This window comes from Geodermatophilus aquaeductus, from assembly GCF_900182545.1.
In the GTDB taxonomy this organism is placed as follows: domain Bacteria; phylum Actinomycetota; class Actinomycetes; order Mycobacteriales; family Geodermatophilaceae; genus Geodermatophilus; species Geodermatophilus aquaeductus.
In genome coordinates, this window is record NZ_FXTJ01000017.1 from 24,754 (window position 1) to 49,121 (window position 24,368).

The window sequence follows — 24,368 nt, forward strand, 5'->3', positions numbered from 1 at the left end:
TGGTGCGGCGCAGAGAGGAGCGCAGGAACGAACGTCCTCGCTCGCGCCGACCGGGTCAAGACCGTTGCGAGCCCCTCGGTGCGGGCGGCGACGCACACCGTCATTCCCCGGGCCAGGGGTTCAGTGATCGAGGGCCAACACGAGCTTGCCGGTGTTGGCGCCGGTGAACAGCCGGCGCAGCACCGGAACGAAGTCCTCGACGGTGCCGTGCACGACCTCCTCACGGGCGACGAGCTCGCCCGCGTGCAGCCAGCTGGCGAGCCGGCCGATGGCCTCGGGATAGCGGTCGACGTAGTCGAGCACCAGCATCCCGGTCATCGAGGCCCGCGCCACCAGCAGCATCAGGTAGTTCCTCGGCCCCTGGACTCGCTCGGCGTTGTACTGGGAGATGGCGCCGCAGATGACGACGCGCGCGCCGCGGGCGAGCCGGGTCAGGACGGCGTCGAGGACGTCGCCGCCGACGTTGTCGAAGTACACGTCCATCCCGCCCGGAGCCAACCGCCGGAGCTCGGCTGCGACGTCCTGGTTCTGATAGTCGATCGCCGCGTCGAAGCGCAGCTCCTCGACCAGCCGGCGGCACTTGTCCGGACCGCCGGCGATGCCGATCACCCGGCAGCCGTGGATCCGGGCGAGCTGACCGGCGACGCTGCCGACCGCGCCCGCCGCACCGGACACGACGACGGTGTCCCCCGGCCCGGGGCGTCCGACGTCGAACAACCCGAAGTAGGCGGTGAGCCCAGTGCCTCCGAGCGCGCCCAGATGCGTGGGCAGCGGCGCGACGGACCGATCCACCCGGCGGACCCCGTGGCCGTCGGAGACGGCGTACTCCTGCACCCCGAAGAACCCGGACACCCAGTCGCCGACCGCGAAGCCGGGGTGCGCGGACGCGGCGACCCGCCCGATAGCGCCGGCCCGCATGACCTCACCGATGCCCACCGGGGGCAGGTAGGAGCGCACGTCGTTCATCCAGCCGCGCATCGCCGGATCGATCGACACGTGCGTGACCTCGACGACGAACTCGCCGTTCCCCGGCTCCGGTACCGGCTCGCGGGTCACCGTGAAGTCCGTCGGCTCCGGCAGGCCGGATGGCCGGGACGCCAGACGCAGTTGCCGGTTGCTCACGGTCATGGGGCCTCCCCGCCCGTCCCGAGCCGGTGTGCGTCCAGTGTCCGGCGCGGGCAGCGCCGTGTCACCGGTCCCCAGGACGCCGTCCTGCGGTGCAGCCGCGTCCGGCGCCGATGAAGGAGATCCAACCGGCCGGCATGGACATCCCCACCCGGCAGCGCTAGGGCGCATCGGTGCTTGCGGTCGGCTCACAGCTCCGCGGCTACATCGGCGCAGGCATCGTCGATTCGCCGGTTGAGCTCCACCACCGCGGCCAAGGCCATGCTCGAGCGCGCCTGCCTGTCGGTACCGCCGACGGCCTTCCACAACGCCGCCTCCGCGCACTTGCCGGCGTCCGGACGCGGATCATGGGTGCAGGAGTCACGCTGCGGCGAGGCAATCGAGGTCACCGAGGCCAGGCAGTCCCCGCACAGGTCCACGTGGTCGTCGCCGGCGCCGGTCACCACGTACAGACCGAGCCCATCCCGCTGACACCGCGGGCACACATCCCGCGGCCGGGCGGCGGCAGCATCGTCGGATGCGGGCCGTGCGCGTCCCCGCGACCGTCACCCGGCAGCTTCGCCGTCCGGATCGCGGCCGCGCCGGGTGCGGAGGTCACCGGCGTGTTCAACACCCGCGACGTCGAACTCGTCCGCGCGATCGGCACCGCCCACGTCATCGACTACACCGCAGCCGTCTCAAGGTCCCTGGTCCCGGTGAACGCCCGGCAGCGGTCGTTCCAGCCGGCGATGAACCGCTCGATGGCGGCGAATGAAGGGTGGGACGGCACGAGCCTCCAACACCGCGAACCGCTCTGGCACCGTGAGGTCACCCGTGCTACCCCCCGGCCACGGAGGCCCGCATGTACACCGTCGATGTCGTGACCGTGGTGCCCGCCACCCTCGAGCGCACCTGGGCGGCACTCTGCGACATCGAGCACTGGCCGGACTGGCAGCCGATCCGCAGCGTCACCGTCGACGGCGATGGTGCGCTCGGCCCGCGGGTCGAGTACACCGTGCACGGCCGCGGCATCCGGGACCGCTACCGCGTGACCGAGTTCGACCCGCTGCACCGCCTGACCTACGAGATGGTCTCGGGCAACCTGCCGCTGCGGCACTACCGGTCCGAGCAGACGCTGCTCGCAGCGGGTGACGCGAGCGTGGTCCGCTCTCGCACCACCTTCGAGCCGGTGGTGCCCGGCACCGGCTGGCTGTTCGAGCGGATCATCGCCGTCGTCTTCGGAAGGATGGGCCGCGGGCTCGCCAGAACGCTCGGCTGAGGCATCGGCGCCACCATGCTGCCGGACGGGAGCCTCGAGACCCGCACGCGAGCGAAGGCGTTGGGCGCGGACACGAGCATCTCCACGTTGGAGCCAGGCGGATCCTCGCCAACCGCGACACCGAGGTCGCCGTCTTCGCGCCATGCGTGCGCTGCTGTGGTCCGGCGGCCGGAGGCGACGGCCGCGCGAAGCAGGCACGCTGCCCCGGTGAGCAGCGCGGCAGCCGGCGACGCGGTCCGGGCCGCTGAAGGGACTGTCGCGCGAACCCAGTTCGCGACTCCCTCAGGTCGTCTCCGGCTCCCAGGGTTCGATCATTGCAGGCTGTTGGTGCCTGTTGCCCGCAGCGGGGATCCTGTCCGTGAGGAAGGCCGGAGCGCGGGTCTCCGGAACGGCCGAGGACCTGCGGGCCAACCCAGGAGGCGTCACCACGATGAGAGGTGACAGGTCATGACAGCAGCGGATGGTTCCCGCAAACGCTGGCTTGACGGCAGTAGTCCCGGCTACCAGGTCCTGCCCGAGCCGATAGCGCTTGAGGAGACGATCGCCGTTCACCCGGCGGAGCCGGCATTGCCCCCGGCCGATTGGCACGTTGGACCCGATGCCTTCGGCGACGGGGGCGACGGGGGCGACTGACTTCTCTGAAGCCGGGGGCTGCAGCTCGACGAGCCCAAGCCCGACAAGTCCCGCCGGACCGTGCCACTCCCCCGGTCGACGGTCCAAGCGCTGCAGGCCCACCGGACCCGGCAGCTGGAGGAGCAGCGCGCGGCCGCAGGGGTGTGGCAGGAGAACGGCCTGGTCTTCACCACCGAGATCGGCACGCCGCTCGAGCCGCGCAACGTGCTGCGGCGCTTCGAGGTCCTCGCGGCGCGAGCCGGTCTCCGCGGCGTCACCCTGCACACCCTCCGACACTCCGCGGCCAGCTTTCTCCTCGCCGCCGGCACACACACCAAGGTCGTCCAGGAGCACCTGGGCCACTCGTCCTATGCCATCACCGCGGACATCTACAGCCACGTCGGTCCGGCGCAGCAGCGTGAGGCTGCCGACCGTCTCGACCAGGCGCTCCGCTGGTGAGGGTTGCTGTCCGCGCCCCGCGTTGCTGTACGCGTTGCTGTATTCACGCGAGAGGCGGGCCACCCTCGTCGGGTGACCCGCCTCTGACCTGCGGTTTCACTGTCGGGCTGACAGGATTTGAACCTGCGACCCCTTGACCCCCAGTCAAGTGCGCTACCAAGCTGCGCTACAGCCCGAGCGCCGGGCGGCTCGCACCGCCCGATCGCTGCGTGGAGCAGGTTACCGCACCCGCTCCCCCGACCTGCCCGGTGGTCGACCGCGCGCCGCACGACCGGGCTCCCCGGTGGACGACGGCACCGTCCGGGCCGCGACGACGGCGGAAGTCACCTCCCGCGGGTGAGCCGGAGACCCCCGGGCCGCGCCAGGCTGCCGTCGCTGACCACCGTGGAGGAGCGATCGTGACGACGACCCCGGAACGCCCGACCCGGCAACGGACGACCCTGGAACGACGGCGCACGGGCGGCGACGTCGCCGTCGGGGTGCTGCTCGTCATCGCCGGCGTCGTGCTGCTCGGCAACGTCGTCTTCGCGACGGTGGCCTCCGTCCTCCTGATCGGCTGGACGGCGCTGATCTCCGGCCTCGTGCTGGTCGTGGGCTCGCTGCTGCGGATCCGCTCCGGCGGGTCGTGGGCGGTGGCCCTCGGCGGCGTCGTCCTCGCGGTGCTGGGCCTGTTCATCCTCCGCAACACCGCGATCGGCGCGCTCACCCTGACGCTGCTCGCCGGGTGCGTGTTCCTGAGCACCGGGCTGGTGCGGATCGTCGGCGGGGTCGTGGTGCCGGAGGCGCGCGTCGTGCTCGTCGTCAGCGGGGCGATCTCCGTGGTCCTCGGGCTGTGGATCCTGCTCGACCTCACCACCGCCACGCTCACCCTGCTCGGGACCCTGCTGGCGATCCAGACCCTGCTCGAGGGCATCACGCTCGTCGCGGTGGGCCGGGTCCGCCCGGCGCCGGCCGGGGCCGCCCCGCCGGCGGGGACCACCGGCGCCCCGGGCTGAGCCGGACTCCGGGCCCCGTGGCGCGGCGGAGGCCGGGAGGACCGATGTCGACGATCCCCACCGTCGATCCCCCGGTCCCGGCCGCCCGGGAGGAGGGCGACGACGACTTCAGCCTGGCGTTCGCCGCCGGGGCGCTGCTGGTGACCGCGGTCGTGCTCACCGTCCTCGTCCTCGCGGTGTGGCTGCTCGTGACGTCGGTGCGAGGGGGAGCGTGAGCGCCACACCGGGGACCGTGGACCCGCCGCCCGCGGCACCCCCGGCCGACCCGGGCGGCGGTGCGGCACGACGGGGCGGCGCCCTCCCGCGCACCGGCTCCGCCCGGCGGCGCGGTGCGTTGTCGCTGCCCGGCTCGTGGGGCGCGCTGCTGCTGGCCTGCGTCTCCTTCACGCCGTCCCTCCTCCCCCGCAGCGGACTCGCCCAGGGCGTGGTGGCCGGGATCAGCGCCGCCCTGGGGTACGGCCTGGGCGTCCTCCTGGCGGCGGTCTGGCGCGGGCTGGCCGACCGGGGTGCGCGCGTCCCGCGTCCGCGGTCGTGGCGCGTGTTCGGCGTCGCCGCCGCGCTGCTGGGGACGGCGGCCCTCGTGCTCGGCCGGCGCTGGCAGGACGAGCTGCGCGCCCTCATGGGCGCCGATGGCGAGGACCTGTGGCGGTACCTGCTGGCGGTCCCCGTCGGACTGCTGGTGTTCGCCGTCCTGCTCGGGGTCGCGCGGCTCGTGCGGGGAGCCGCGCGCGCCGTCGCCCGGCTGCTCGCCCGGTGGATCGGCGCCCGCGCCGCCCGGACCCTCGGCGGCCTCGCGGTCGCCGGCCTGGTCGTGCTCCTGATCACCGGCTCGGGGGCCGACGCCCTGCGCGCCGCCGTGGACCGCTCCTTCGCGCTCGCCGACGGGACCACCGCCGACGGCGTGCGGCGCCCGGACAGCGGGCTGCGCTCGGGCGGACCCGGCTCGTTGATCGCCTGGGACACCCTCGGCCGGGAGGGACGGACCATCGTGGCCGGCGGCCCGTCCGCGGAGGAGATCGCCGCCTTCACCGGGACCGCCGCCACCGAGCCGATCCGGGTCTACGCGGGCCTCGCCTCCGCCGGGGACACTCCCGCCCGCGCGCAGCTCGCCGTCGACGACCTGGAGCGGGCCGGCGGGTTCACCCGGGCGCGGCTGGCGGTGGCCACGACCACGGGCCGCGGCTGGCTGGACGCCGGCTCCCTGTCGGCCTTCGAGTACATCGCCGGCGGCGACTCCGCGCTCGTCTCGATGCAGTACTCCCACGTGCCCTCGGGGATCTCCTACCTCGTCGACCAGTCACGCGCCCGCGCCGCCGGGCGGGAGCTGTTCGACGCCGTCTACCAGCGCTGGACCGCCCTGCCCCCGGAGGCCCGGCCGGAGCTGTTCGTGCTCGGCGAGAGCCTGGGGTCCTTCGGCGCCGAGGCCGCGTTCAGCGGCGAGTCCGACCTGCGCAACCGGGTCACCGGCGCCCTGTTCGTCGGCGCGCCCAACTTCAACGCGCTGCACACCGAGTTCCGCGACGACCGGGACGCCGGCAGCCGCGAGGTCGAGCCGGTCTACCGCGGCGGGCGGACGGTGCGCTTCAGCACCGACGTCACCACGGGGGCTCCCCCGGCCGGCGTCCCGTGGGACGGCGCCCGCGTGCTGTACCTGCAGCACCCGTCGGACCCGATCGTGTGGTGGAGCCCCTCGCTGCTGCTCACCCGGCCCGACTGGCTGGAGGAGGAGCGCGGGCGCGACGTGCTGCCCGCGACGACCTGGCTCCCGCTCGTCACCTTCTGGCAGGTCACCCTGGACATGCCGTTCTCCCTCGACGTGCCCGAGGGACACGGGCACCGCTACACCCGGGAGTCGGTGGACGCCTGGGCCCTGCTCCTGCGCCCCGCGGACTGGACGCCGGAGCAGGCCGACCGGCTGCGCGACCTGATCCGGCGGTGAGCGCGTCCGATGTCGGGACGTCGGCGCCCCCCGTTCACACCCCCGCGCCGTCCGACGAGGCGCTGCTGCGCGCCCACGAGCCGGTGCTGCGCTTCACCGCCGGTGAGCTGTTCCTGCCCACCGCGGTCGGGCCCTACGTGGCACGGTGCAGCCTCCGGGCGGACGGGCCGGACGGGCCGGACGAGGTCCTCGTCCCTGCGGGCGCGCTCGACCTGCAGGAGCTGGCCGCGGCCGGGACCCGGCACCGTGACCGGCCGCTGCACCTGCGCTTCGTCGACCCGCCCCTGACGAGGACGGAGCTGCGCGCCTGGCGGCGGGAGGACCGGCCGCGACTGCGCTCGGCGTCCCGCTTCGCCGCCGTCGGCGTGCTCGCCCGCCTGGTCGACGTCCTGTTCCGGCTGTCGCTGCTCGTGCGCGGCAGCGTCCCCGGCGGAACGGTCGCCGCCGCGGAGCGCACGGCCCGCGCGCACCTCGACGCCGGGGGCTGCACCTACTACGGCCGGGTCGTCCGCGACGCCGGGTACACGGTCTGCCAGTACTGGTACTTCTACGCGTTCAACGACTGGCGCTCGACCTTCCACGGCGTCAACGACCACGAGGCCGACTGGGAGACCGTCGCCGTCTACCTCGTCCCCGAGCGAGGGCGGTGGCGCCCGGCCTGGGTGGCGGCGTCCTCCCACGACCACTCCGGCGAGGCGCTCCGGCGACGGTGGGACGACCCCGGGCTGCGCCGTGAGGGCGACCACCCCGTGGTCTTCCCCGGCGCCGGGTCGCACTCCGGCGCGTTCACCCCCGGCGACCACGTCGTCGCCGTCGAGCTGCCGCCGCTGCGACGGCTGCGGGACCGCCTCGGCCGGCGGAGCGCGGCGGGGTTCGCCATCCCGTTCGTCGACTACGCCCGCGGCGACGGTCCGGCCGTCGGCCCGGGGCACGACCGGACCTGGCAGCCGGAGGTCGTCGGCGAGGACACGCCCTGGGTCCGGGACTTCCGCGGCCTCTGGGGACTGGACACCCGCGACGCCCTGGGCGGGGAGCGCGCGCCGGCCGGGCCCCGCTACGAGCGCGACGGCGCCGTCCGCCGCTCCTGGGCCGACCCGCTCGGCTGGGCCGGTCTGGCGACGGTCCCGGCGACGCCCGAGGAGGAGCGGGCGCTGCTGTGCAGCCGGCGGGACGAGGTCACCGCGCGGCTGCAGGTCCTGGGCGCGCGCATCGCCGGCGAGCGCGAGGAGGTGCGTGGTCTGCGTGCGCAGGCGCGGGCCCTCGCCGCCTACGCCGACACCGACCGGTGGGCCCGGCCCCGCCGGGAGGAGCTCGGGCGCCGGGAGGCCGGGCTGGCGGCGACGGTCGCCGAGCGGACGGAGCTGGCCGAGGAGCGCGCGGCCCTCACCGAGGCCCTGTCCGGGCCGCTGCGGCACGAGGCGCCCGACGCCCACCTGCGCCGGGTGCACCTGCCGGACGTCATCGACACGCACCGGCACCCGGCCTTCCTGCGCGGCTGGGCCGCGGTGAGCACCCCGCTGCTCGTGCTGGGCATCGGTGTGCTGCTCACCCGGCCGACCGCGGCGTCCCTGACGGGGTTCGCCACGTTCCTGCTGGTGTTCGCCGGCGTGGAGGCCGTCGCGCGCCGGCGGGTGCGCCTGCTGCTCACCGTGCTGGCCGTCGCGGCCCTGTGGGTGTCCGCGGTCGCGAGCCTGGTGCTCGCCGTCCTCGGCGCCTGGCGGACCGTCCTCGCCGTCGCGCTCGTGCTCGCCGCGGTCGTCCTGCTGGTCGTGAACCTGCGCGAGCTGCTCGTCCGCCGGCCGCGCCGCTGAGCGCACGGCCGGCGAGGACTCAGCTCTTCCTGTCGTTCCCCCGGCCCTCGCGGACCTTCACCGAGATGTCCAGCGGCGTGCCGGTGAAGCCCCAGCGCTCGCGCAGCTTGCGCTCGAGGAAGCGCCGGTAGCCGGCCTCGAGGAAGCCGGTGGAGAAGACGACGAACCGCGGCGGCCGGACGTCGGCCTGCGTCACGTACTTGATCTTCGGCGCTCGCCCGCCGCGGGCCGGCGGCGGCGTCTCCTGCACCAGCTGGCGGACGTAGGCGTTGAGCTCCGCCGTCGGCACGCGCGTCTCCCAGGAGGCGAGCGCGGTGCGCAGGTGGTCGGCGAGCTTGCCGACGCCGCGGCCGCTGGCGGCCGAGATGTTGACCCGCGTCGCCCACTTGACCCGGGCGAGGTCGCGCTCGATCTCGCGCTCGAGCTGGGCGTGCCGGTCCTCGTCGATGGCGTCCCACTTGTTGAACGCGATGACCAGCGCGCGGCCGGCCTCGATGACCTGGGTGATCACCCGCTGGTCCTGCTCGCTGATCACCTCGTCGGCGGCCAGCAGCACGACGGCGACCTCGGCGGCCTGGATGGCGGCCTCGGTGCGCAGGCTGGCGTAGTACTCGGTGCCGCTGGCGGTGTTCACCTTGCGGCGCAGCCCCGCGGTGTCGACGAACCGCCAGTCCTCGCCGCCCAGGCTGATGATCGAGTCCACCGGGTCCACGGTGGTGCCGGCGACGGAGTCGACGACCGAGCGCTCCTCCTTGGCCAGCCGGTTGAGCAGGCTGGACTTGCCGACGTTCGGCCGGCCCACCAGCGCCACCCGGCGCGGGCCGCCCTCCTCGGGCTGCTCGCGCGGCGCCTCGGGCAGCGCGTCGAGCACCAGGTCGAGCAGGTCGCCCGAGCCGCGCCCGTGCAGCGCGCTCACCGGCTGCGGCTCCCCCAATCCCAGCGACCACAGCTCGGCGGCGTTGGACTCACTGCGCTCGTCGTCGACCTTGTTGGCGACGACGATCACCGGCCGGTCGCTGCGGCGCAGGATGCGCGCGGCGGCCAGGTCGGTGTCGGTGGCGCCCACGGAGCTGTCGACGACGAGGACGATCACGTCGGCGGTGCGCATCGCGAACTCCGCCTGCCGGCTGATCGAGGCCCCCAGCCCCTCGGCCTTGGGGTCCCAGCCGCCGGTGTCGGTGACGGTGAACCGCCGCCCGTTCCACAGCCCCTCGTAGGAGATGCGGTCGCGGGTCACCCCCGGGATGTCCTGCACCACCGCGGCGCGCCGCCCCAGGATCCGGTTGACCAGCGTCGACTTGCCCACGTTGGGCCGGCCCACGATCGCCACCACCGGCAGCGGACCGCCCGTGCCCTCCTCGCTCATGCCCTCTCCCCTGCCCCGACCGCCGAGAGCGCCAGGTCGACGACGCGGTCGACGACGGCCTCCCGGTCCAGGTCGGTGCTGTCCACGACCACCGCGTCGGCGGCCGGCCGCAGCGGGCTGTCCGCGCGGCTGCTGTCGTACTCGTCCCGGCGGCGCAGGTCGGCCGCGATGGCGGCCACCTCCGCCGGGTCGCTGATCCCGAGCTGCCCGGCCCGCCGCTCCGCGCGGACCTCCGGCGCCGCGGTCAGGTAGACCTTGAGCGTCGCGTCGGGCAGCACCACGGTGCCGATGTCGCGCCCCTCGACGACGACGGCGTCGGCCGAGGCGACGAGCGCGCGCTGCTGGTCGACCAGCTGCCGGCGCACCGCGGGCACGGCCGAGACCGCCGAGACGTTGCGGGTCACCTCGGCGCCGCGGATCCGCTCGGCGACGTCGGTGCCGTCGACCTCCACCTGCTCCACGCCGGCCGTCGTCCCCACCTCGATGCGGGCGGCCGCGACCACGCGGGCCACCGCCTCGGCGTCGTCGGGGTCGACGCCGGCGTCGATGACGGCCACGGTCGCGGCGCGGTACATGGCGCCGGTGTCGAGGTAGGCGGCCCCGAGCCGGGCGGCCACCGACCGCGCCACGCTGGACTTGCCCGTGCCCGACGGCCCGTCGAGGGTCACCTGGCCCCGGAACGCGCTCACTGTGCGATGTCCCGTCGCAGCGCCACGGCACCCCGCAGGTACACGTGCTGGATCTCCGCGCGCGGCCGGTCGGTCTCCACGTGCGCCATCAGCCGCAGCACCCGCGGCAGCGCGTGCGGGACGCCGATCTCCGTGGCGCACATCAGCGGCACGTCGCCCATCCCGAGCTCCCGGGCGGCCAGCGCCGGGAACTCCGAGGTGAGGTCCGGGGTGGCCGTGAACAGGATGCTGATGATGGCGTCGTGGTCGAGGCCGTTGCGCTCGACCACGGTGCTCACCAGCTCGCGGGTGGCCTCGAGGACCTCCTCGCGGTCGTCGGCGTCCACCTGTGTCGCGCCGCGGATGGCCCGTACGGCCACGTGCACCCTCCTCGATCGGTCCCGGCTCCCGGATCTGGGGTGCCCGGTCGAGTCTAGGTACCCCGCGCCACCGCCCCGCCGGACCGGGACCCCAGGGACCTATGGCCCTGGGGAGTTCCGGACGGATTCGTCACGGTCGGGGGGTGAGTCGAGAAGAGGCCCACCGCCGCACCGATGCCCGCCGCCGACGCACCGGCCAGGGACCGCCCGGGGCCGGGCGACCGCCCGACGAGGGCCCGGCCCGCTCCCGGCCGCCGCTGTGCACCCTGCGGACCGACCGGGCCGCGGGCACCGTCTGCGTCCGTGGTCACCTCGACGGGCTGGGCGCCGAGTTCCTGGGCCGGATCGTGGCCGCCCTCCGGGAGTCCGGTCACCGGCAGGTCGTCGTCCTGCTCGGGTCGGCGACCGTCGCCGAGGAGGCGCGGGCGCTCCTGGCCGGCCTGGCCCGGGGCCTGCCCGCCGGCCACTCCCTCGAGCTCCGATGACCGCCGGCCGGGACGGGCTGCCGTGACCCCGGAGGCCCGCCGCCGCGGGCGCTGGACGGTCGGGGCGGACGGCGTGCGCCCGGTGGACCGCGCCGCCGGGTCGCCGGACCTGCCCGTGGGCCGCCTGCACGCCGTGGGCGGTGAGGGGCTGCTCGTCGGCCGCGCGGTGTGCCTGGCGTCGGTGACGCTGCTCGACCCGGCCGCGTGGTCGTGGCCCGACGACCGGGACGACGCCGGGGACCCGCTGTGCTGGATCTGCCTCGCGCTGACCGCCTGACCGCACCGCCGGGACCCGGCGCGGGTCAGAGCGGGCGGATGCCCCAGGTGCCGGTCGTGGACTCCCCCGGCGCCAGCCGCACGAGCGCCTCGCCGGAGCGGAACGCGTCCGGCGGGCAGGTCATCGGCTCCACGGCCAGCCCCTGCCGGCGGCGCGACGGCGGCTCGACGACGTCGCCGGTGAACACCTGCAGATAGCCGTAGGAGGCGTCCATCCAGACGGCGGCGCCGCTGCCGTCGGGGCGCACGAGGCGGACCTCGGCGGTGCCGTCGGCGTCGCGGGCGAGGTCGGTGAAGCAGTCGTCGACGACGAGGTCGCCGACCGGCCGGCCCCCGCGCAGGTCGAACGGCGTCCCCTCCACCGGCTCGGTCCCGGTGGGCAGCAGCCGGTCGTCGGTCAGCAGCCGGGTGGCCGCGGGCAGGGTGAGCGTGCAGTCGTCGACCCGCAGGCCCGGGCCGGCGGCGAGGTAGGGGTGGTGGCCCTCGCCGTAGGGCAGGTCGGAGTCGCCCGCGTTGGTGGCGGTGGTGGTCACCCGCAGTCCGTCCGCGGACAGCTCGTAGCCCACCTGCAGCCGCAGCGCGAAGGGATAGCCCGGCTGCGGGTGGAGCAGGTGCTCGAGCACCACGGAGTCCGCCGAGCGGGCCAGCAGCCGCCAGGCCACGTGCCGCACCAGCCCGTGGATCGCCGTCCCGCGCTCCGGCTCGGTCACCGGGGTGTGCAGCGGCGTGCCCTCCCAGGACCACTCGCCGTCGCGCAGCCGGTTGGGCCACGGCGCGAGGACGTGGCCCCGCACGTCGGGGGCCATCTCGCCGGCGCCGAACCCGTCGACGACGTCACGGCCGCCGGCGCGGTAGGTGCGCAGCCCGCCGCCCACCTCGACGACGACGGCCTCGGCGTCCCCGGCGCGGAGGACGTGCTGCTCCCCGGTGGGCGGGAGGCTCACCCGAGCCGCTCGCCGTCGAGGGCGGAGAACAGGTGCACCTGGCCGGGACGCGGGCTCACGTGCAGCAGGTCGCCCTTCATCGGCGGGCGGCGGCCGTCGACCCGCACGGTGACGGTGTGCCGCTGCCCGTCGAGGTCGGCGTGCCCGTAGACGTAGGCGTCGGCGCCGAGCTCCTCGACGACGTCGACCTCGACGGGGAGGCCCTGCGCGGAGACCTCGAGGTCCTCGGGCCGCACGCCCAGCACCACCCGGTCGGCGTCGGCGCGGCCGAGCACCTCGCGCTCGACCGGGTGCACGGCGTCGCCGAAGCGGACGCCGCCGTCGGCCACCGGCAGCTCGACGAGGTTCATGGCCGGCGAGCCGATGAAGCCGGCGACGAACACGTTGCGCGGCCGGTCGTAGAGCTCGCGGGGCCGGCCGGCCTGCATGAGCAGGCCGTCCTTGAGCACCGCCACGCGGTCGCCCATCGTCATGGCCTCGGTCTGGTCGTGGGTGACGTAGACCGTGGTGATGCCCAGGCGGCGCTGCAGTTGGGCGATCTGGGTGCGGGTCTGCACGCGCAGCTTGGCGTCGAGGTTGGACAGCGGCTCGTCCATGAGGAAGACCTGCGGCTTGCGGACGATCGCCCGGCCCATCGCCACCCGCTGCCGCTGGCCGCCCGAGAGCGCCCGCGGCCTGCGGTCGAGGTACTGCTCGAGGTCCAGCAGCCGCGCGGCCTCCCGGACCCGCTCGCCGATCTCGGCCTTGCCGATCTTGGCCATCTTGAGCGCGAAGCCCATGTTGTCGGCCACGGTCATGTGCGGGTACAGCGCGTAGTTCTGGAACACCATCGCGATGTCGCGCGCCTTGGCGGGCAGGTCGGTGACGTCGCGCTCGCCGATGAGGATCCGGCCGCCGTCGACGTCCTCGAGGCCGGCGAGCATCCGCAGCGACGTGGACTTGCCGCAGCCGGAGGGGCCGACGAGGACGAGGAACTCGCCGTCCTCGACCTGCAGGTCGAGCGCGTCGACGGCGGGGCGGTCGGCCCCGGGGTACAGGCGGGTCGCGGACTCGTAGGTGACGGTGGCCATGGGGTGCTCCTCGGGGTACGGCGACGGTGCCGGTCGTGCGGGGGTGGGTCAGATCCGCTGCGCGGTGAGGTCGCGGACCTCGGCGTAGCGCTCGCGGACGGCGGGGGTCGGGTCGGCCTCGTGCACCTCGGTGCCCGGCCGCTGCCACTCCGGCGGCCCGGCCGCCCCGGACAGCACCCAGGCGGCCTGGCGCGCGGCGCCGTCGGCGACGTACTCCCCCGGCGGCGGCACGAGCACCGGCACGCCGAGGACGGCGGGGGCGATCCGGCGGACCGCCTCGGAGCGGGCACCGCCGCCGACGAGCAGCACGCGGCGGACCTCGGCGCCGGTGGCGCGGACGGCGTCGAGGCCGTCGGCCAGGCCGCACAGCAGCCCCTCGACGGCGGCGCGGGCCAGGTGCGCCGGCGTCGAGGTGGCCAGGGTCAGCCCGTGCACCGCCCCGGTCGACGTCGGCCGGTCCGGCGTCCGCTCGCCCTCCAGGTAGGGGACGACGGTCAGGCCGCCGGCGCCGGCCGGGGCCGACAGCGCCAGCCGGGACAGCTCCTCGTGGTCGACGCCGAGCAGCCGCGCGGTGGCGTCGAGGACGCGGGCGGCGTTGAGCGTGGCCACCAGCGGCAGGAACCGCCCGGTGGCGTCGGCGAACCCGGCCACCGCGCCGCTGGGGTCGGCGGCCGGGGTCTCCGACACGATCGACACGACGCCGGAGGTGCCGATCGACAGGACGACGTCGCCGGGCTCGGCGGCCAGGCCGAGGGCGGCCGCGGCGTTGTCGCCGGTGCCCGGGCCCAGCACCGCGCCGGTGGTGGACGTGCCGGCGGTCTCGTCCGGGCCGAGGACCCGCGGCAGGTGCGGGGTGGCGCCGAACGCCCGCTCGAGCAGGTCGGGGCGGTACTTCCCCGTGGCGGCCGACCAGTAGCCGGTGCCGCTGGCGTCACCGCGGTCGGTGACCAGCGCGTCGAGCCCCGGACGGCCGGCCAGCACCCAGGTCAGCCAGTCGTGCGGGAGGCACACGGCCGCGGTGCGGGCGGCGTTCTCCGGCTCGGCCTGGGCCAGCCACCGCAGCTTGGTGACGGTGAAGGAGGCGACCGGCACCAGCCCGACGGCGTCGGCCCAGGCCTGCCCGCCGCCGAGCTCACGGGTGAGGTCGGCGGCGGCACCGGCCGAACGGGTGTCGTTCCAGAGCAGCGCGTCGCGGACGACCCGGCCGTCCTCGTCGAGGCAGACCATGCCGTGCTGCTGGCCGCCGACGGCGACCGCGGCGACGTCGTCGAGGCCGCCGGCCTGGGCCACCGCCTGCTCGAGGGCGGCGGCCCAGACCGCGGGGGCGACCTCCGTGCCGTCGGGATGCGACGCCCGGCCCTCGCGCACGAGGGTCCCGGACGCCGCGTCCCGCACGACGACCTTGCAGGCCTGGGTGGAGGTGTCGACCCCCGCGACGAGCGTCATCGGCCGGTCGGTCAGCCGCGGGCGCCGAGCAGGTGCTCGACGGCGAGCTGGGAGATGCGGACCTGACCACCGCGGCGCGCGCCGGCGGCCTCGGCGTCGAAGTCCTCGAACGCCGCGCGGTCGGCCAGCAGCTCCTCGTAGGAGCCGCCCTCGAGGGTCGGCGTCGCGAGCTCGGGCACCGCGGCGTCGGCGAGGGCCTCCTGGACCTCGGGGTCGGCGCGGAAGGCGGCGGCCCGCTCCTTGAGCAGCAGGTAGGTCCGCATGTTCGCCGCGGCCGACTCCCACACGCCCGTGAGGTCCTCGGTGCGCAGCGGCTTGTAGTCGAAGTGGCGCGGGCCGTCGTAGGCCGGGCCGCCGTTGGGGCCGCCGTGCTCGAGCAGGTCGACGGTGGCGAAGGCGCTCAGCACGTCGCCGTGGCCGAAGACGAGGTCCTGGTCGTACTTGATCCCGTGCTGGCCGTTGAGGTCGATGTGGAAGAGCTTGCCCTGCCACAGCGCCTGGGCGATGCCGTGCGTGTAGTTCAGCCCGGCCATCTGCTCGTGGCCGACCTCGGGGTTCACGCCCACCAGGTCGGCGTGCTGCAGCGTGCTGATGAAGGCGATCGCGTGCCCGATGGTGGGCAGGAAGATGTCGCCGCGCGGCTCGTTGGGCTTGGGCTCGAGGGCGAAGCGCAGGCCGTAGCCGCGGTCCTCGGAGTACTGCGCGAGGGTGTCGATGCTCTCGCGGAAGCGGTCCAGCGCCGCCGTCAGGTCCTTGGCGCCGTCGACCTCCGCGCCCTCGCGGCCGCCCCACAGGACGTAGGTCTTCGCGCCGAGCTCGGCGGCGAGGTCCATGTTGCGCATGACCTTGCGCATGGCGAACCGGCGGACGCCGCGGTCGTTGGCGGTGAGCGCGCCCTCCTTGAACACCGGGTGGGTGAACAGGTTGGTGGTGGCCATGGGCACGACCAGGCCGGTGTCCTGGAGGGCACCCTTGAAGCGCTCGATGATCTTGTCGCGCTCGCCGCTCTCGGTGCCGAACGGGATGAGGTCGTCGTCGTGGAACGTGACGCCGTAGGCGCCGAGCTCGGCGAGGCGGTGCACGCTCTCCACCGGGTCGATCGGCGGGCGGGTGGCCTCGCCGAACGGGTCGCGGGCGTTCCAGCCCACGGTCCACAGTCCGAAGGAGAAGCGGTCCTCGCGGGTGGGCTGAGTCATGGTGTTCCTCCCGGGAACGGGGTGCGGGCCGTGATTTTGTTTCGGACTAGAACATAATGCACGTCACAGCTAACCTCAACCCCGTGTCCGTGCCCGCGCCGAGCCCCGAGGGAACCCGCGCGCGCCCGGCCACCCCCCGCCCGGCCAACCTCGCCCTGGTGCTGCGGACGGTGTGCACCGCCGGCGCCCCGCCGTCGCGGGCCGACGTCGCGGCGGCCACCGGGATGACCCGCGCCACCGCCGCCCGCCTGGCCGACGACCTCGTCGCCGGCGGCCTGCTCGACGAGGTCGAGGCGACGCCGTCGGGCCGCCGCGGCCGGCCGGCGACCCCGCTCGCGCCGGGTTCTCGGGTCGTCGCGCTGGGCCTGCAGGCCGACGCGGGCCTGCTCGCCGGCCGGGTGCTCGACCTGCGCGGCCGGGTGGTGAGCGAGCGGGTCGAGCCCGGCGACCTGCGCGGCAGCGACCCCGCGCCCACGCTGGCCCGCCTCGGCGACCTGGCCGCGGACCTGCTGGGCGAACTGCCCGACGGCACCCGGGTGGCCGGCGCCGGCCTCGCCCTGCCGGGCATCGTCGACGGCGCCACCGGCGTGCTGCTGCGCGCGCCGAACCTCGGCTGGTCCGACGTCCGCCCGGCCGACCTGCTCGCGCCCCGGCTGCCCGGCGGGCTGGACCCGGTGCCCGGCAACGAGGCCGACCTCGCCGCGCGCACCGTGGCCGAGACCGCGCCCGGCCGCCCCGGCCCGCACCGCGACTTCGTCTACCTCTCGGGACAGATCGGCATCGGCGGCGCCACCGTGCTCGACGGCCGGGTCATGTGCGGCAGCTCGGGCTGGGCCGGCGAGATGGGGCACGTGTGCGTCGACCCCGACGGGCCGGCCTGCCGGTGCGGCTCCACCGGCTGCCTCGAGCAGTACGCCGGTCGCGACGCCGTGCTCGCCACGGCCGGCCTGCCCCGCGGCACCGCGCCCGGCGAGCTGGCCCGCCGCGCGGCCGGCGGCGACCCGGCCGCGCGGGCGGCGGTCGACGGCGCGGCGCGCGCGCTGGGCGTCGCGCTGGCCGGCGTCCTCAACGTGCTCGACGTGCCGGTGGTGGTCCTCGGCGGCCACCTCGGCGAGCTCGCCGGCCTGCTGCGCCCGGCGCTGGAGGAGCACCTGGGCCGGCGCGTGCTGTCGGCCCGCTGGCGCCGGCCCCGCGTCGAGGCCGCGCCCGGCGCGCCGGCGGCCGGCGCGACGGGGGCGGCGCTGCGCGCACTCGCCGACGTCGTCGACGACCCCGCCCGGTGGCTGGGAACGCACTGACGCCGGCTACTTGCCGAAGCCGGCCGTCAGGCCGCTGAGCAGGTACCGCCGGCCGATCAGGTAGAGCACGAAGATCGGCACCACCGACAGCGTCACGGCGGCGAGCAGGCCGGGCACGTTGGTGCCGAACTGCCCCTGGAAGTCCCACAGCCCGAGGGTGAGCACGCGGGTGTCCTCCGACTGCGTGAGCACCAGGGGGAAGAGGAAGCCGTTCCAGGCCGTGAGGGAGGTGAAGACCGACACCGTGGTGATCGCCGGCTTGGCCAGCGGCAGCACCAGGTGGCGCAGCACCGCGAAGGGCCCCGCGCCGTCGAGGGTCTGCGCCTCGTACAGCTCGCCCGGGATGTCGCGCAGGCTGTTGACCATGACCAGCAGCGCCACCGGCATCGCGAAGGCGGCTGTGGGCAGGATGACGGCGAGCAGGGTGTCGTACATCCGCAGCTGCGTGATCATCAGGTAGACGGGGATGATCGCCGCCTGCGCGGGGATGGCCAGGCCGACCAGCATGAGCGAGAAGCCGCGCTGCACGAACCGGCCGGTGTTGCGGGCGATGGCGTAGGCCGCCGGCAACGTGAGCCCGACGACGATCGCCACGGTCGCCAGCGTGACGACGACGGTGTTGAGCAGGTAGGTCGGGAAGCCGCCCTCGAAGACGGTCCGGTAGTTCTCCAGCGTCGGGTCCGACGGCGGGACGAGCGGGTTGGTCGACAGGTAGTCCTGCCGGGTCCGCAGGCTCCCCGACACCAGGTAGTACAGCGGGACGGCGACCAGCACGAACCAGGCCAGCGACAGCACGCCGGCCAGGACGTTGGGCCGCTCGCGGCGGCGGCGCCGGCGGCGGGGACGCGGCGGCGCGGGGGCCGCGGTCGCGCCTCGGGTGGGCAGCGCGGTGGCGGTCACGAACCCTCCTGCTGGCTCTGCATGGCCCGGAAGCCGGTGATGCGGGTGACGAAGAGGGACAGCCCGGCGCCGAGGACCAGCAGCAGGACGGCGATCGCGCTGGCGTAGCCGAACTCGAAGCCGCTGAAGCCGGTGATGTACATGTACAGCGGCGCGATGCGGGTCGTCGTCCCCGGGCCGCCCCCGGTGAGGATGAGGATTGTGTCGAAGGTGGTGAACGAGCCCACCAGCATCAGCACGCTCGAGGTGATCACCGTGTACTTGAGCAGCGGCAGCGTGATCGTGAAGAACTGGCGGTAGCGGCCGGCGCCGTCGATGGTCGCCGCCTCGTAGAGGCTGTGCGGGATCTGCCGGGCCGCGCCTTGGTAGAGCAGCGTGTGGAACGGGACGTACTGCCAGGAGACGACCCACACCACCGTGTAGATGACGATGTCGGTGTCGCCGAGGAAGTTGAACCGGTCGAGGAACGGCAGCGCCTGGGTGACCCCGAAGTTGGGGTCGAGCACCGAGGCCCACAGCAGCGCGATCGCCGCCGTCGACAGGAGCAGGGGCAGGAAGAACAGCGAGCTGAGGACGGCGCGGTTGCGCTGCCGCCCGGCCGCCCAGACCCCGATCAGCAGTGCGATCGGGGTCTGGACGGCCCAGGTGACCACCATGAACAGCAGGGTGAGCAGCAGGGCGTCGCGCGCCTCGCCGTCGGCGACCAGGCGCTCCCAGTTCGCCGCCCCGGACGGCTGCGGGAACCCGAAGCCGTTCCAGTCGGTGAAGCTGAGGTAGACGACCAGGCCCATCGGCAGCACCGCGAAGAAGCCGAAGAAGGCCAGCGCGGGCGCCAGGTACCACCCCGAGGGACGCTCGCGCGTCCCCCGGGGCCGGCCCCGGGGCGCCGGCGCCGTCGGCGTCGGCGCGGTGGTGACGAGGGTGGTGCCTGCCATGCCGGGTCCCCTGCCGTGGAGTGGTGCGGTGGTACTGGGTGCGGTGGTACTGGGTGCGGTGGTGCGGTGGTGCGGTGATCAGGTGGTGCGGGTGCCTCAGGCCGCGGACATCGTGGCGATGAAGCCCTCGGGCGTCTGCTCGCCGAGGAAGAGCCGCTGCAGCTCGGTCAGCATCTGCGTGGCCTGGTCGGCGGGCAGGTCCTGGTCCCAGGACAGCTGGAAGTTCGGCGCACCCTCGACCAGGTCGTAGATCCAGGTCGTGTAGTCGGCGTTCTCGCCCTGCTCCAGCTGGTCGCGGACACCGGCCACCGCGGGCACGTCGCCGGCGGCCACCAGGTCCTCGACGTACTGCTCGTCGTCGAGCGCCGTCGTCACGTACTCCAGGGCCGCGTCCTTGTGCTGGCTGTCCGCGGCGACCGAGTAGAAGTTCGTCGGGTTGCCGACGACGTTGGCCGGGTCACCGGCACCGCCCTCGACCGCCGGGAACGGCGCCCAGCCGAGGTCGCCGGCCTCCACGAACTCCGGGCTCTGCCCGAGCTGGTTGACGTACTCCCACGAGCCCATGAGGTGGAAGCCGGCGTCGCCCTGGGCGAGGATCGTCGACGCGCCGCCGACGTCGTAGCCCACCGAGGCGAAGTCCTCGCCGAAGGCACCGCGGTCGACCAGGTCGGTCACCAGCTGCAGCGACTGCAGGACGGCCGGGTTCTCCCACGCGCCGGGCTCCCCGTCGCGGATGGCCTGGAAGACCTCCGGGCCGCCGACGCGGTCGAGCAGGTACTCGATCCACATGAGCTCGGTCCACGACTGCGAGCCGGCCAGGGCGATCGGGGTGACGCCGTTGGCCTTGAGCGCGTCGACCGCCGACAGCAGCTGCTCCCAGGTCTGCGGGACCTCGACGCCGGCCGCCTCGAGCACCGACTCGTTGTAGAACAGCGCGACCGGCTGCACGCCGCGCATGGGGATCCCGTAGTACTTCCCGTCGAGCTGGGCGGCCTCGAGCACGCTCGGGATGAACGAGTCGCGCAGCTCCGGGTCCTCCTCCAGCAGCGGGGTGAGGTCCTCCACCGCGCCGGCGTCGACGTACTCCTTGAGGTTGCCGCCGCCCCAGTTGAAGAAGACGTCGGGCGCCTCGGGCGAGCTCAGGGCCACGCGCAGCCGCTGCTTGTAGGGGTCGTTGCCGAAGGTCGCGAGCTCGGCGTCGCCGGCCTCGCTGGCCTCGTTGAACCGCGAGATCGAGGACTCCTCGATCGGGTTGAGCACGGTGTCCTGCAGGGCCCACACCTGGGCGGCGTCGCCGCCACCGCCGCCGGCCCCACCGGGACCGGAGGAGCCGCAGGCGACCAGGCTCGCTGCGAGGAGGAGCGCGCCGGCGGATGCGGCACCGCGGGTCAGACGCCGGGATGACATCCCATCGCCGCCTTTCTGTTTCGACGTTGAAAACCGAAAGTTTCGGGGTGGTGCGAGAACGTAAGCCACGTCACGGGACCTGTCAACGCGCCGCTGGGACGCCCGCGTGGCGCCGTCCCGCGCGTCGTCGGGGCTCGCAGAGGACGCGCCATCCTGACCTGGCCGGATGCAGGGGGCTGGTGGTTTCGAAGATGTTTCGATAGCGTCGCCGATCACATCCGTCCGGCACCGTCGCCGGAGCCCGCTGTACTCCGCCCCCGGGGACGCCAGGCTGGACGGACCCGGCGTCCCCTCCCGGCCGCCGGCGACCGGCGACCTCCGGAGGAGCGACAGTGCACGAGCAGACGGCCGGCCGTCCCACCCTCGCCAGCATCGCCGCCGCGGCCGGCGTCTCGCTGCCCACCGTGTCCAAGGTCGTCAACGGCAAGACCGACGTCGCCCCCGCCACCCGCGAGCGCGTCCTGGCCCTGCTCGACCAGTACGACTACGTGCCCCTCGCCCGGCGGCCCGTGCCCGAGCCGGACAGCCCGCTGGTCGACGTCGTGTTCACCGCGCTGGACAGCCCCTGGGCGGTCGAGCTGCTGCGCGGCATCACCGAGAGCGGCCTGGAGATCGTCGTCGACTCCCTCGCCGCCCGCCCGCAGGACGGCGACTGGGTGCGCTCGCTGATCGCCGGGGGCCGCCGCGGCGCCATCGTGGTCACCTCGCGCATCACCGCCGCCGACCAGCGCCGGCTGGGCCGCTCGCACCTGCCCGTCGTCGTCATCGACCCGGTCGACATGCCCGGTCCCGACGTGCCCAGCGTCGGCGCCACGAACTGGTCCGGCGGCATGGCCGCCACCGAGCACCTGGTCGAGCTGGGCCACCGGCGGATCGCGGTCATCGGCGGCCCCGAGGACTACCTGTGCAGCCGCGCCCGCATCGACGGCTACCGCGCCGCGCTCGACCGCGCCGGCATCCCCGCCGACCCGGCGCTGGTGCGCCACGGCAACTTCCACCACGACGGCGGCTACGAGCGCGCCCGCGAGCTGCTGGAGCTGCCCGACCGGCCGACGGCGGTCTTCGCCGGCAGCGACGAGCAGGCCTTCGGCGTCCTCGAGGCCGCCCGCCAGGCGGGGCTGTCGGTGCCCGGCGACCTGTCCGTCGTCGGCTTCGACGACCTGCCGATGGCCCGCTGGTCCTCCCCTCCCCTCACCACCGTGCGCCAGCCGCTGGCCGACATGGGCCGGATGGCCGGGCGCATGCTGCTCGACCTGGTCAGCGGCCGGGAGCTCGCCAGCCAGCGCGTCGAGCTGGCCACCTCGCTGGTGCCGCGCGCCTCCACGGCCCGCCGTCCCTGACCCGTCCCCTCCTCCGCACCCGCCGGCGGGCGCGTTCCCTCGCGCCGCCGGTCTCCCCTGCACGTCTGGAGCACCCCGTGACCGACCAGCCCCTCGTCGCCGACCGTCCCGCCGCCGACCGCTCTCCCGACCCGGTGGCCGGCACCTGGCGCGACCCGTCCCGCCCCCTGGGCGAGCGGGTGCGCGAGCTCGTCGCGGAGATGACGCTCGAGGAGAAGGTCGCGCAGCTCTACGGCGTCTGGACGACGATCGGCGAGGGTGAGGACGTCGCGCCCAACCAGCACGAGTTCTCCGAGCCGCTGCCGCCGTGGGAGGAGCTGACCCGCCCGGGCCTGGGCCACCTGACCCGCGTGTTCGGCACCGTGCCGGTCGAGCCGCTCACCGGCGCGCGCGTCCTGGCCGCCACCCAGCGCGGCATCGTGGAGGGCTCCCGGCTGGGCATCCCGGCGATCGCGCACGAGGAGTGCCTGACCGGGCTGGCCGCCTGGCAGGCGACCGTCTTCCCGACGCCGCTGGCCTGGGGCGCCACCTTCGACCCGGCGATCGTGCGGGACATGGCCGCGGGCATCGGCGAGCTCATGCGTCGCATCGGCGTGCACCAGGGCCTGGCGCCGGTCCTCGACGTCACCGTCGACGCCCGCTGGGGCCGCACCGAGGAGACGATCGGCGAGGACCCGTACCTGGTCGCCGCGCTGGGCACCGCCTACGTCCGCGGCTTGGAGGACACCGGCGTCGTCGCCACCCTCAAGCACTTCACCGGCTACTCCGCCTCCGGCGCCGGGCGCAACCACGCCCCGGTGCGCCTGGGCCCGCGCGAGCTCGCCGACCTGCTGCTGCCGCCGTTCGAGGCCGCGCTGCGCGAGGGCGGCGCCCGCTCGGTCATGCACTCCTACGCCGCCGTCGACGGCGTCCCGCCCGCGGCCGACCCCGGGCTGCTCACCGACCTGCTGCGCGGGACCCTCGGCTTCGACGGCGTGGTCGTCGCCGACTACTTCGGCGTCTCCTTCCTCGAGACCACCCAGCACGTGGCCGGCTCGCCCGGCGAGGCCGCCGCGCTGGCGCTGACCGCCGGGGTCGACGTCGAGCTGCCGACCGTCCGCTGCTACGGCGAGCCGCTGCTGGAGCGGATCCGCTCCGGCGAGGTCCCCGAGGCGCTGGTCGACCGCGCCCTGGAGCGGGTGCTGCGGCAGAAGGGCGAGCTCGGCCTGCTCGACGCCGGCTGGGACCCCGACCCGGAGGCGCTGCGCAGCGGCGAGCCCCTGGCCTTCGACCCGCCGCACCTGCGGGACCTCGCCCGCGTGCTCGCCGAGCGCTCGGTGGTGCTCCTGGACAACCCGCGCGAGGTCCTGCCGCTGGCCGCGCCGCGGCGGATCGCCGTCGTCGGCCCGTGCGCCGACGAGGTGCTGTCCCTCATGGGCTGCTACGCCTTCCCCAACCACGTCGGCGTGCAGCACCCCGACGTGCCGCTCGGCCTGGAGGTGCCGACGCTGCTCGACGCCGTGCGGGCGGAGTTCCCCGGCGCCGAGGTGACCACCGCCCCCGGCTGCCCGGTGCAGGAGGCCGACCGCAGCGGCTTCGACGCCGCCGTGGCCGCGGCCCGGGACGCCGACGTGTGCGTGGCCGTCGTCGGCGACAGCTCCGGGCTGTTCGGCCGCGGCACCTCCGGCGAGGGCTGCGACGCCGCCGACCTGCGGCTGCCCGGCGTGCAGGAGGAGCTGCTGGACGCGCTGCTGGCCGGCGACACCCCCGTCGTCGTCGTGCTGCTCACCGGGCGGCCCTACGCGCTCGGCGGGGTCGTCGGCCGCGCGGCCGCCGTCGTGCAGGCCTTCTTCCCCGGCGAGGAGGGCGCCGGCGCGGTCGCGGGTGTGCTCAGCGGCCGGGTCGGCCCGTCCGGCCGGCTGCCGGTGTCGGTGCCGCAGGGGCCCGGCGGGTCGCCGGCCACCTACCTGGCGCCGACCCTCGGCCGGGCCGGCGGGATCAGCTCGGCCGACCCGACGCCGGCCTTCCCGTTCGGCCACGGCCTGACCTACACGACCGTCGAGTACTCCGGCCTGGAGGTCTCCGGGCAGCGGTGGCCGACCGACGGCGAGCTGACCGTCTCCTGCACGGTGCGCAACACCGGCGGCCGCGACGGCGCCGAGGTGGTGCAGCTCTACCTGTCCGACCCGGTGGCCAGCGTCGTGCAGCCGCTGCGCCGGCTCGTGGGCTTCGCCCGGGTGGAGCTGGCCGCCGGCGCCGGGGCGCGGGTGTCGTTCCGGCTGCACGCGGACCGGGCGTCCTTCACCGGCCGGGACCTGCGGCGCGTGGTGGAGGCCGGCGAGGTGCAGCTGGCCGTCGGCGCGTCCAGCGAGGACCTGCGGCTGCGGGCGACCGTGCAGCTGACCGGCCCCGACCGGGTCGTCGGCGCCGACCGGGTGCTGTCCACCCCGGTCGAGGTCGCGCCGCTGTAGACCGCTCG

At 75.1% G+C, this 24,368-nt stretch carries 24 protein-coding genes and 1 tRNA gene; 12 read left to right on the forward strand and 13 right to left on the reverse strand.

The genetic code is table 11. From position 1 onward, the window contains the following. Positions 1-120: 120 nt before the first annotated feature. On the reverse strand, positions 121-1,128 hold the full coding sequence (locus tag FN207_RS24490) for an NADP-dependent oxidoreductase (RefSeq protein ID WP_185938561.1): 1,008 nt from the start codon (positions 1,126-1,128) through the stop codon (positions 121-123). A gap of 185 nt (positions 1,129-1,313) precedes the next feature. After that, positions 1,314-1,571: a hypothetical protein gene (locus FN207_RS24495; protein ID WP_185938562.1), complete on the reverse strand. Its 258-nt coding sequence runs from the start codon at positions 1,569-1,571 to the stop codon at positions 1,314-1,316. 156 nt (positions 1,572-1,727) lie between these two features. Between FN207_RS24495 and FN207_RS26580 the strand changes: the two genes are divergently transcribed. The 3 genes from FN207_RS26580 (at position 1,728) to FN207_RS24510 (ending at position 3,454) form a co-directional block, all read left to right on the forward strand. After that, complete coding sequence (locus FN207_RS26580) at positions 1,728-1,988, forward strand: hypothetical protein (protein WP_185938563.1); 261 nt, start codon at positions 1,728-1,730, stop codon at positions 1,986-1,988. Continuing rightward, the gene (locus FN207_RS24505) at positions 1,967-2,383 is read left to right on the forward strand and encodes an SRPBCC family protein (protein WP_142461062.1); all 417 of its coding nucleotides are present in this window, start codon (positions 1,967-1,969) and stop codon (positions 2,381-2,383) included. The genes FN207_RS26580 and FN207_RS24505 overlap by 22 nt, the downstream gene beginning before the upstream one ends. Before the next feature lie 693 nt (positions 2,384-3,076). Next, positions 3,077-3,454 (forward strand): tyrosine-type recombinase/integrase, encoded by a 378-nt coding sequence (locus FN207_RS24510; protein ID WP_185938564.1) that lies wholly within the window; start codon positions 3,077-3,079, stop codon positions 3,452-3,454. Positions 3,455-3,556: 102 nt separating this feature from the next. Here FN207_RS24510 and FN207_RS24515 read toward each other — a convergent pair. After that, positions 3,557-3,630 (reverse strand) — tRNA-Pro (locus FN207_RS24515). Positions 3,631-3,852: 222 nt separating this feature from the next. On the opposite strand from FN207_RS24515, the gene FN207_RS24520 reads away from it, so the two are divergent. From FN207_RS24520 to FN207_RS24530, 4 genes are read left to right on the forward strand one after another with little or no spacing between them, the layout of a single operon-like run. Next, a complete protein-coding gene (locus FN207_RS24520) occupies positions 3,853-4,449 on the forward strand; it encodes an HdeD family acid-resistance protein (protein ID WP_246066349.1) in 597 nt (198 codons plus the stop codon). A 44-nt stretch (positions 4,450-4,493) separates the two neighbouring features. Then, positions 4,494-4,664: a hypothetical protein gene (locus FN207_RS26585; RefSeq protein ID WP_185938565.1), complete on the forward strand. Its 171-nt coding sequence runs from the start codon at positions 4,494-4,496 to the stop codon at positions 4,662-4,664. After that, entirely contained in the window at positions 4,661-6,388 is a 1,728-nt protein-coding gene (locus FN207_RS24525) for an alpha/beta hydrolase (RefSeq protein WP_221888387.1), read from the forward strand. The genes FN207_RS26585 and FN207_RS24525 overlap by 4 nt, the downstream gene beginning before the upstream one ends. Beyond that, complete coding sequence (locus tag FN207_RS24530) at positions 6,385-8,199, forward strand: hypothetical protein (RefSeq protein ID WP_142461064.1); 1,815 nt, start codon at positions 6,385-6,387, stop codon at positions 8,197-8,199. The genes FN207_RS24525 and FN207_RS24530 overlap by 4 nt, the downstream gene beginning before the upstream one ends. A 19-nt stretch (positions 8,200-8,218) precedes the next feature. On the opposite strand, the gene der is transcribed toward FN207_RS24530, so the two are convergent. From der to aroH, 3 genes are read right to left on the reverse strand one after another with little or no spacing between them, the layout of a single operon-like run. Beyond that, a complete protein-coding gene (gene der, locus FN207_RS24535; RefSeq protein WP_142461065.1) occupies positions 8,219-9,565 on the reverse strand; it encodes a ribosome biogenesis GTPase Der in 1,347 nt (448 codons plus the stop codon). Then, complete coding sequence (cmk, locus tag FN207_RS24540; protein WP_142461066.1) at positions 9,562-10,254, reverse strand: (d)CMP kinase; 693 nt, start codon at positions 10,252-10,254, stop codon at positions 9,562-9,564. The genes der and cmk overlap by 4 nt, the downstream gene beginning before the upstream one ends. Continuing rightward, the gene (gene aroH, locus FN207_RS24545) at positions 10,251-10,613 is read right to left on the reverse strand and encodes a chorismate mutase (RefSeq protein WP_110910143.1); all 363 of its coding nucleotides are present in this window, start codon (positions 10,611-10,613) and stop codon (positions 10,251-10,253) included. Before aroH ends, cmk begins: the two co-directional genes overlap by 4 nt. A gap of 143 nt (positions 10,614-10,756) precedes the next feature. On the opposite strand from aroH, the gene FN207_RS24550 reads away from it, so the two are divergent. Together FN207_RS24550 and FN207_RS24555 are read left to right on the forward strand one after the other, a co-directional pair. Beyond that, positions 10,757-11,098, forward strand: coding sequence for a hypothetical protein (locus tag FN207_RS24550; RefSeq protein WP_142461067.1), 342 nt, complete (start codon positions 10,757-10,759; stop codon positions 11,096-11,098). Between the two features lie 22 nt (positions 11,099-11,120). Then, positions 11,121-11,375: a hypothetical protein gene (locus tag FN207_RS24555; RefSeq protein WP_246066350.1), complete on the forward strand. Its 255-nt coding sequence runs from the start codon at positions 11,121-11,123 to the stop codon at positions 11,373-11,375. A 25-nt stretch (positions 11,376-11,400) separates the two neighbouring features. On the opposite strand, the gene FN207_RS24560 is transcribed toward FN207_RS24555, so the two are convergent. Genes FN207_RS24560 through xylA form a run of 4 tightly spaced genes read right to left on the reverse strand, consistent with a single transcriptional unit; the run spans position 11,401 to position 16,030 of the window. Then, on the reverse strand, positions 11,401-12,318 hold the full coding sequence (locus tag FN207_RS24560; RefSeq protein ID WP_142461068.1) for an aldose 1-epimerase family protein: 918 nt from the start codon (positions 12,316-12,318) through the stop codon (positions 11,401-11,403). Continuing rightward, a complete protein-coding gene (locus tag FN207_RS24565) occupies positions 12,315-13,388 on the reverse strand; it encodes an ABC transporter ATP-binding protein (RefSeq protein WP_142461069.1) in 1,074 nt (357 codons plus the stop codon). Before FN207_RS24565 ends, FN207_RS24560 begins: the two co-directional genes overlap by 4 nt. A gap of 48 nt (positions 13,389-13,436) precedes the next feature. Beyond that, positions 13,437-14,834, reverse strand: a complete 1,398-nt coding sequence (gene xylB, locus FN207_RS24570; protein WP_142461070.1) for a xylulokinase — start codon at positions 14,832-14,834, stop codon at positions 13,437-13,439. An 11-nt stretch (positions 14,835-14,845) separates the two neighbouring features. Beyond that, positions 14,846-16,030: a xylose isomerase gene (gene xylA / locus FN207_RS24575; RefSeq protein ID WP_142461071.1), complete on the reverse strand. Its 1,185-nt coding sequence runs from the start codon at positions 16,028-16,030 to the stop codon at positions 14,846-14,848. Between the two features lie 83 nt (positions 16,031-16,113). Here xylA and FN207_RS24580 point away from each other — a divergent pair, with 83 nt between their 5' ends. Further along, complete coding sequence (locus FN207_RS24580; protein ID WP_246066351.1) at positions 16,114-17,328, forward strand: ROK family protein; 1,215 nt, start codon at positions 16,114-16,116, stop codon at positions 17,326-17,328. Positions 17,329-17,334: 6 nt separating this feature from the next. Here FN207_RS24580 and FN207_RS24585 read toward each other — a convergent pair whose 3' ends face one another. From FN207_RS24585 to FN207_RS24595, 3 genes are all read right to left on the reverse strand, one after another. After that, positions 17,335-18,228, reverse strand: a complete 894-nt coding sequence (locus FN207_RS24585) for a carbohydrate ABC transporter permease (RefSeq protein ID WP_221888388.1) — start codon at positions 18,226-18,228, stop codon at positions 17,335-17,337. After that, positions 18,225-19,163 carry a carbohydrate ABC transporter permease gene (locus tag FN207_RS24590; RefSeq protein WP_110910136.1) on the reverse strand — a complete coding sequence of 313 codons (939 nt, stop codon included), beginning with the start codon at positions 19,161-19,163 and terminating at the stop codon, positions 18,225-18,227. The genes FN207_RS24585 and FN207_RS24590 overlap by 4 nt, the downstream gene beginning before the upstream one ends. Before the next feature lie 96 nt (positions 19,164-19,259). Next, a complete protein-coding gene (locus FN207_RS24595; protein WP_142461075.1) occupies positions 19,260-20,570 on the reverse strand; it encodes an extracellular solute-binding protein in 1,311 nt (436 codons plus the stop codon). Positions 20,571-20,902: 332 nt separating this feature from the next. On the opposite strand from FN207_RS24595, the gene FN207_RS24600 reads away from it, so the two are divergent. Both FN207_RS24600 and FN207_RS24605 read left to right on the forward strand, forming a co-directional pair. Then, positions 20,903-21,910 carry a LacI family DNA-binding transcriptional regulator gene (locus FN207_RS24600; protein WP_142461076.1) on the forward strand — a complete coding sequence of 336 codons (1,008 nt, stop codon included), beginning with the start codon at positions 20,903-20,905 and terminating at the stop codon, positions 21,908-21,910. 77 nt (positions 21,911-21,987) lie between these two features. Then, positions 21,988-24,360: a beta-xylosidase/alpha-l-arabinosidase gene (locus tag FN207_RS24605; RefSeq protein ID WP_246066352.1), complete on the forward strand. Its 2,373-nt coding sequence runs from the start codon at positions 21,988-21,990 to the stop codon at positions 24,358-24,360. The last annotated feature ends 8 nt before the right edge of the window (positions 24,361-24,368 follow it).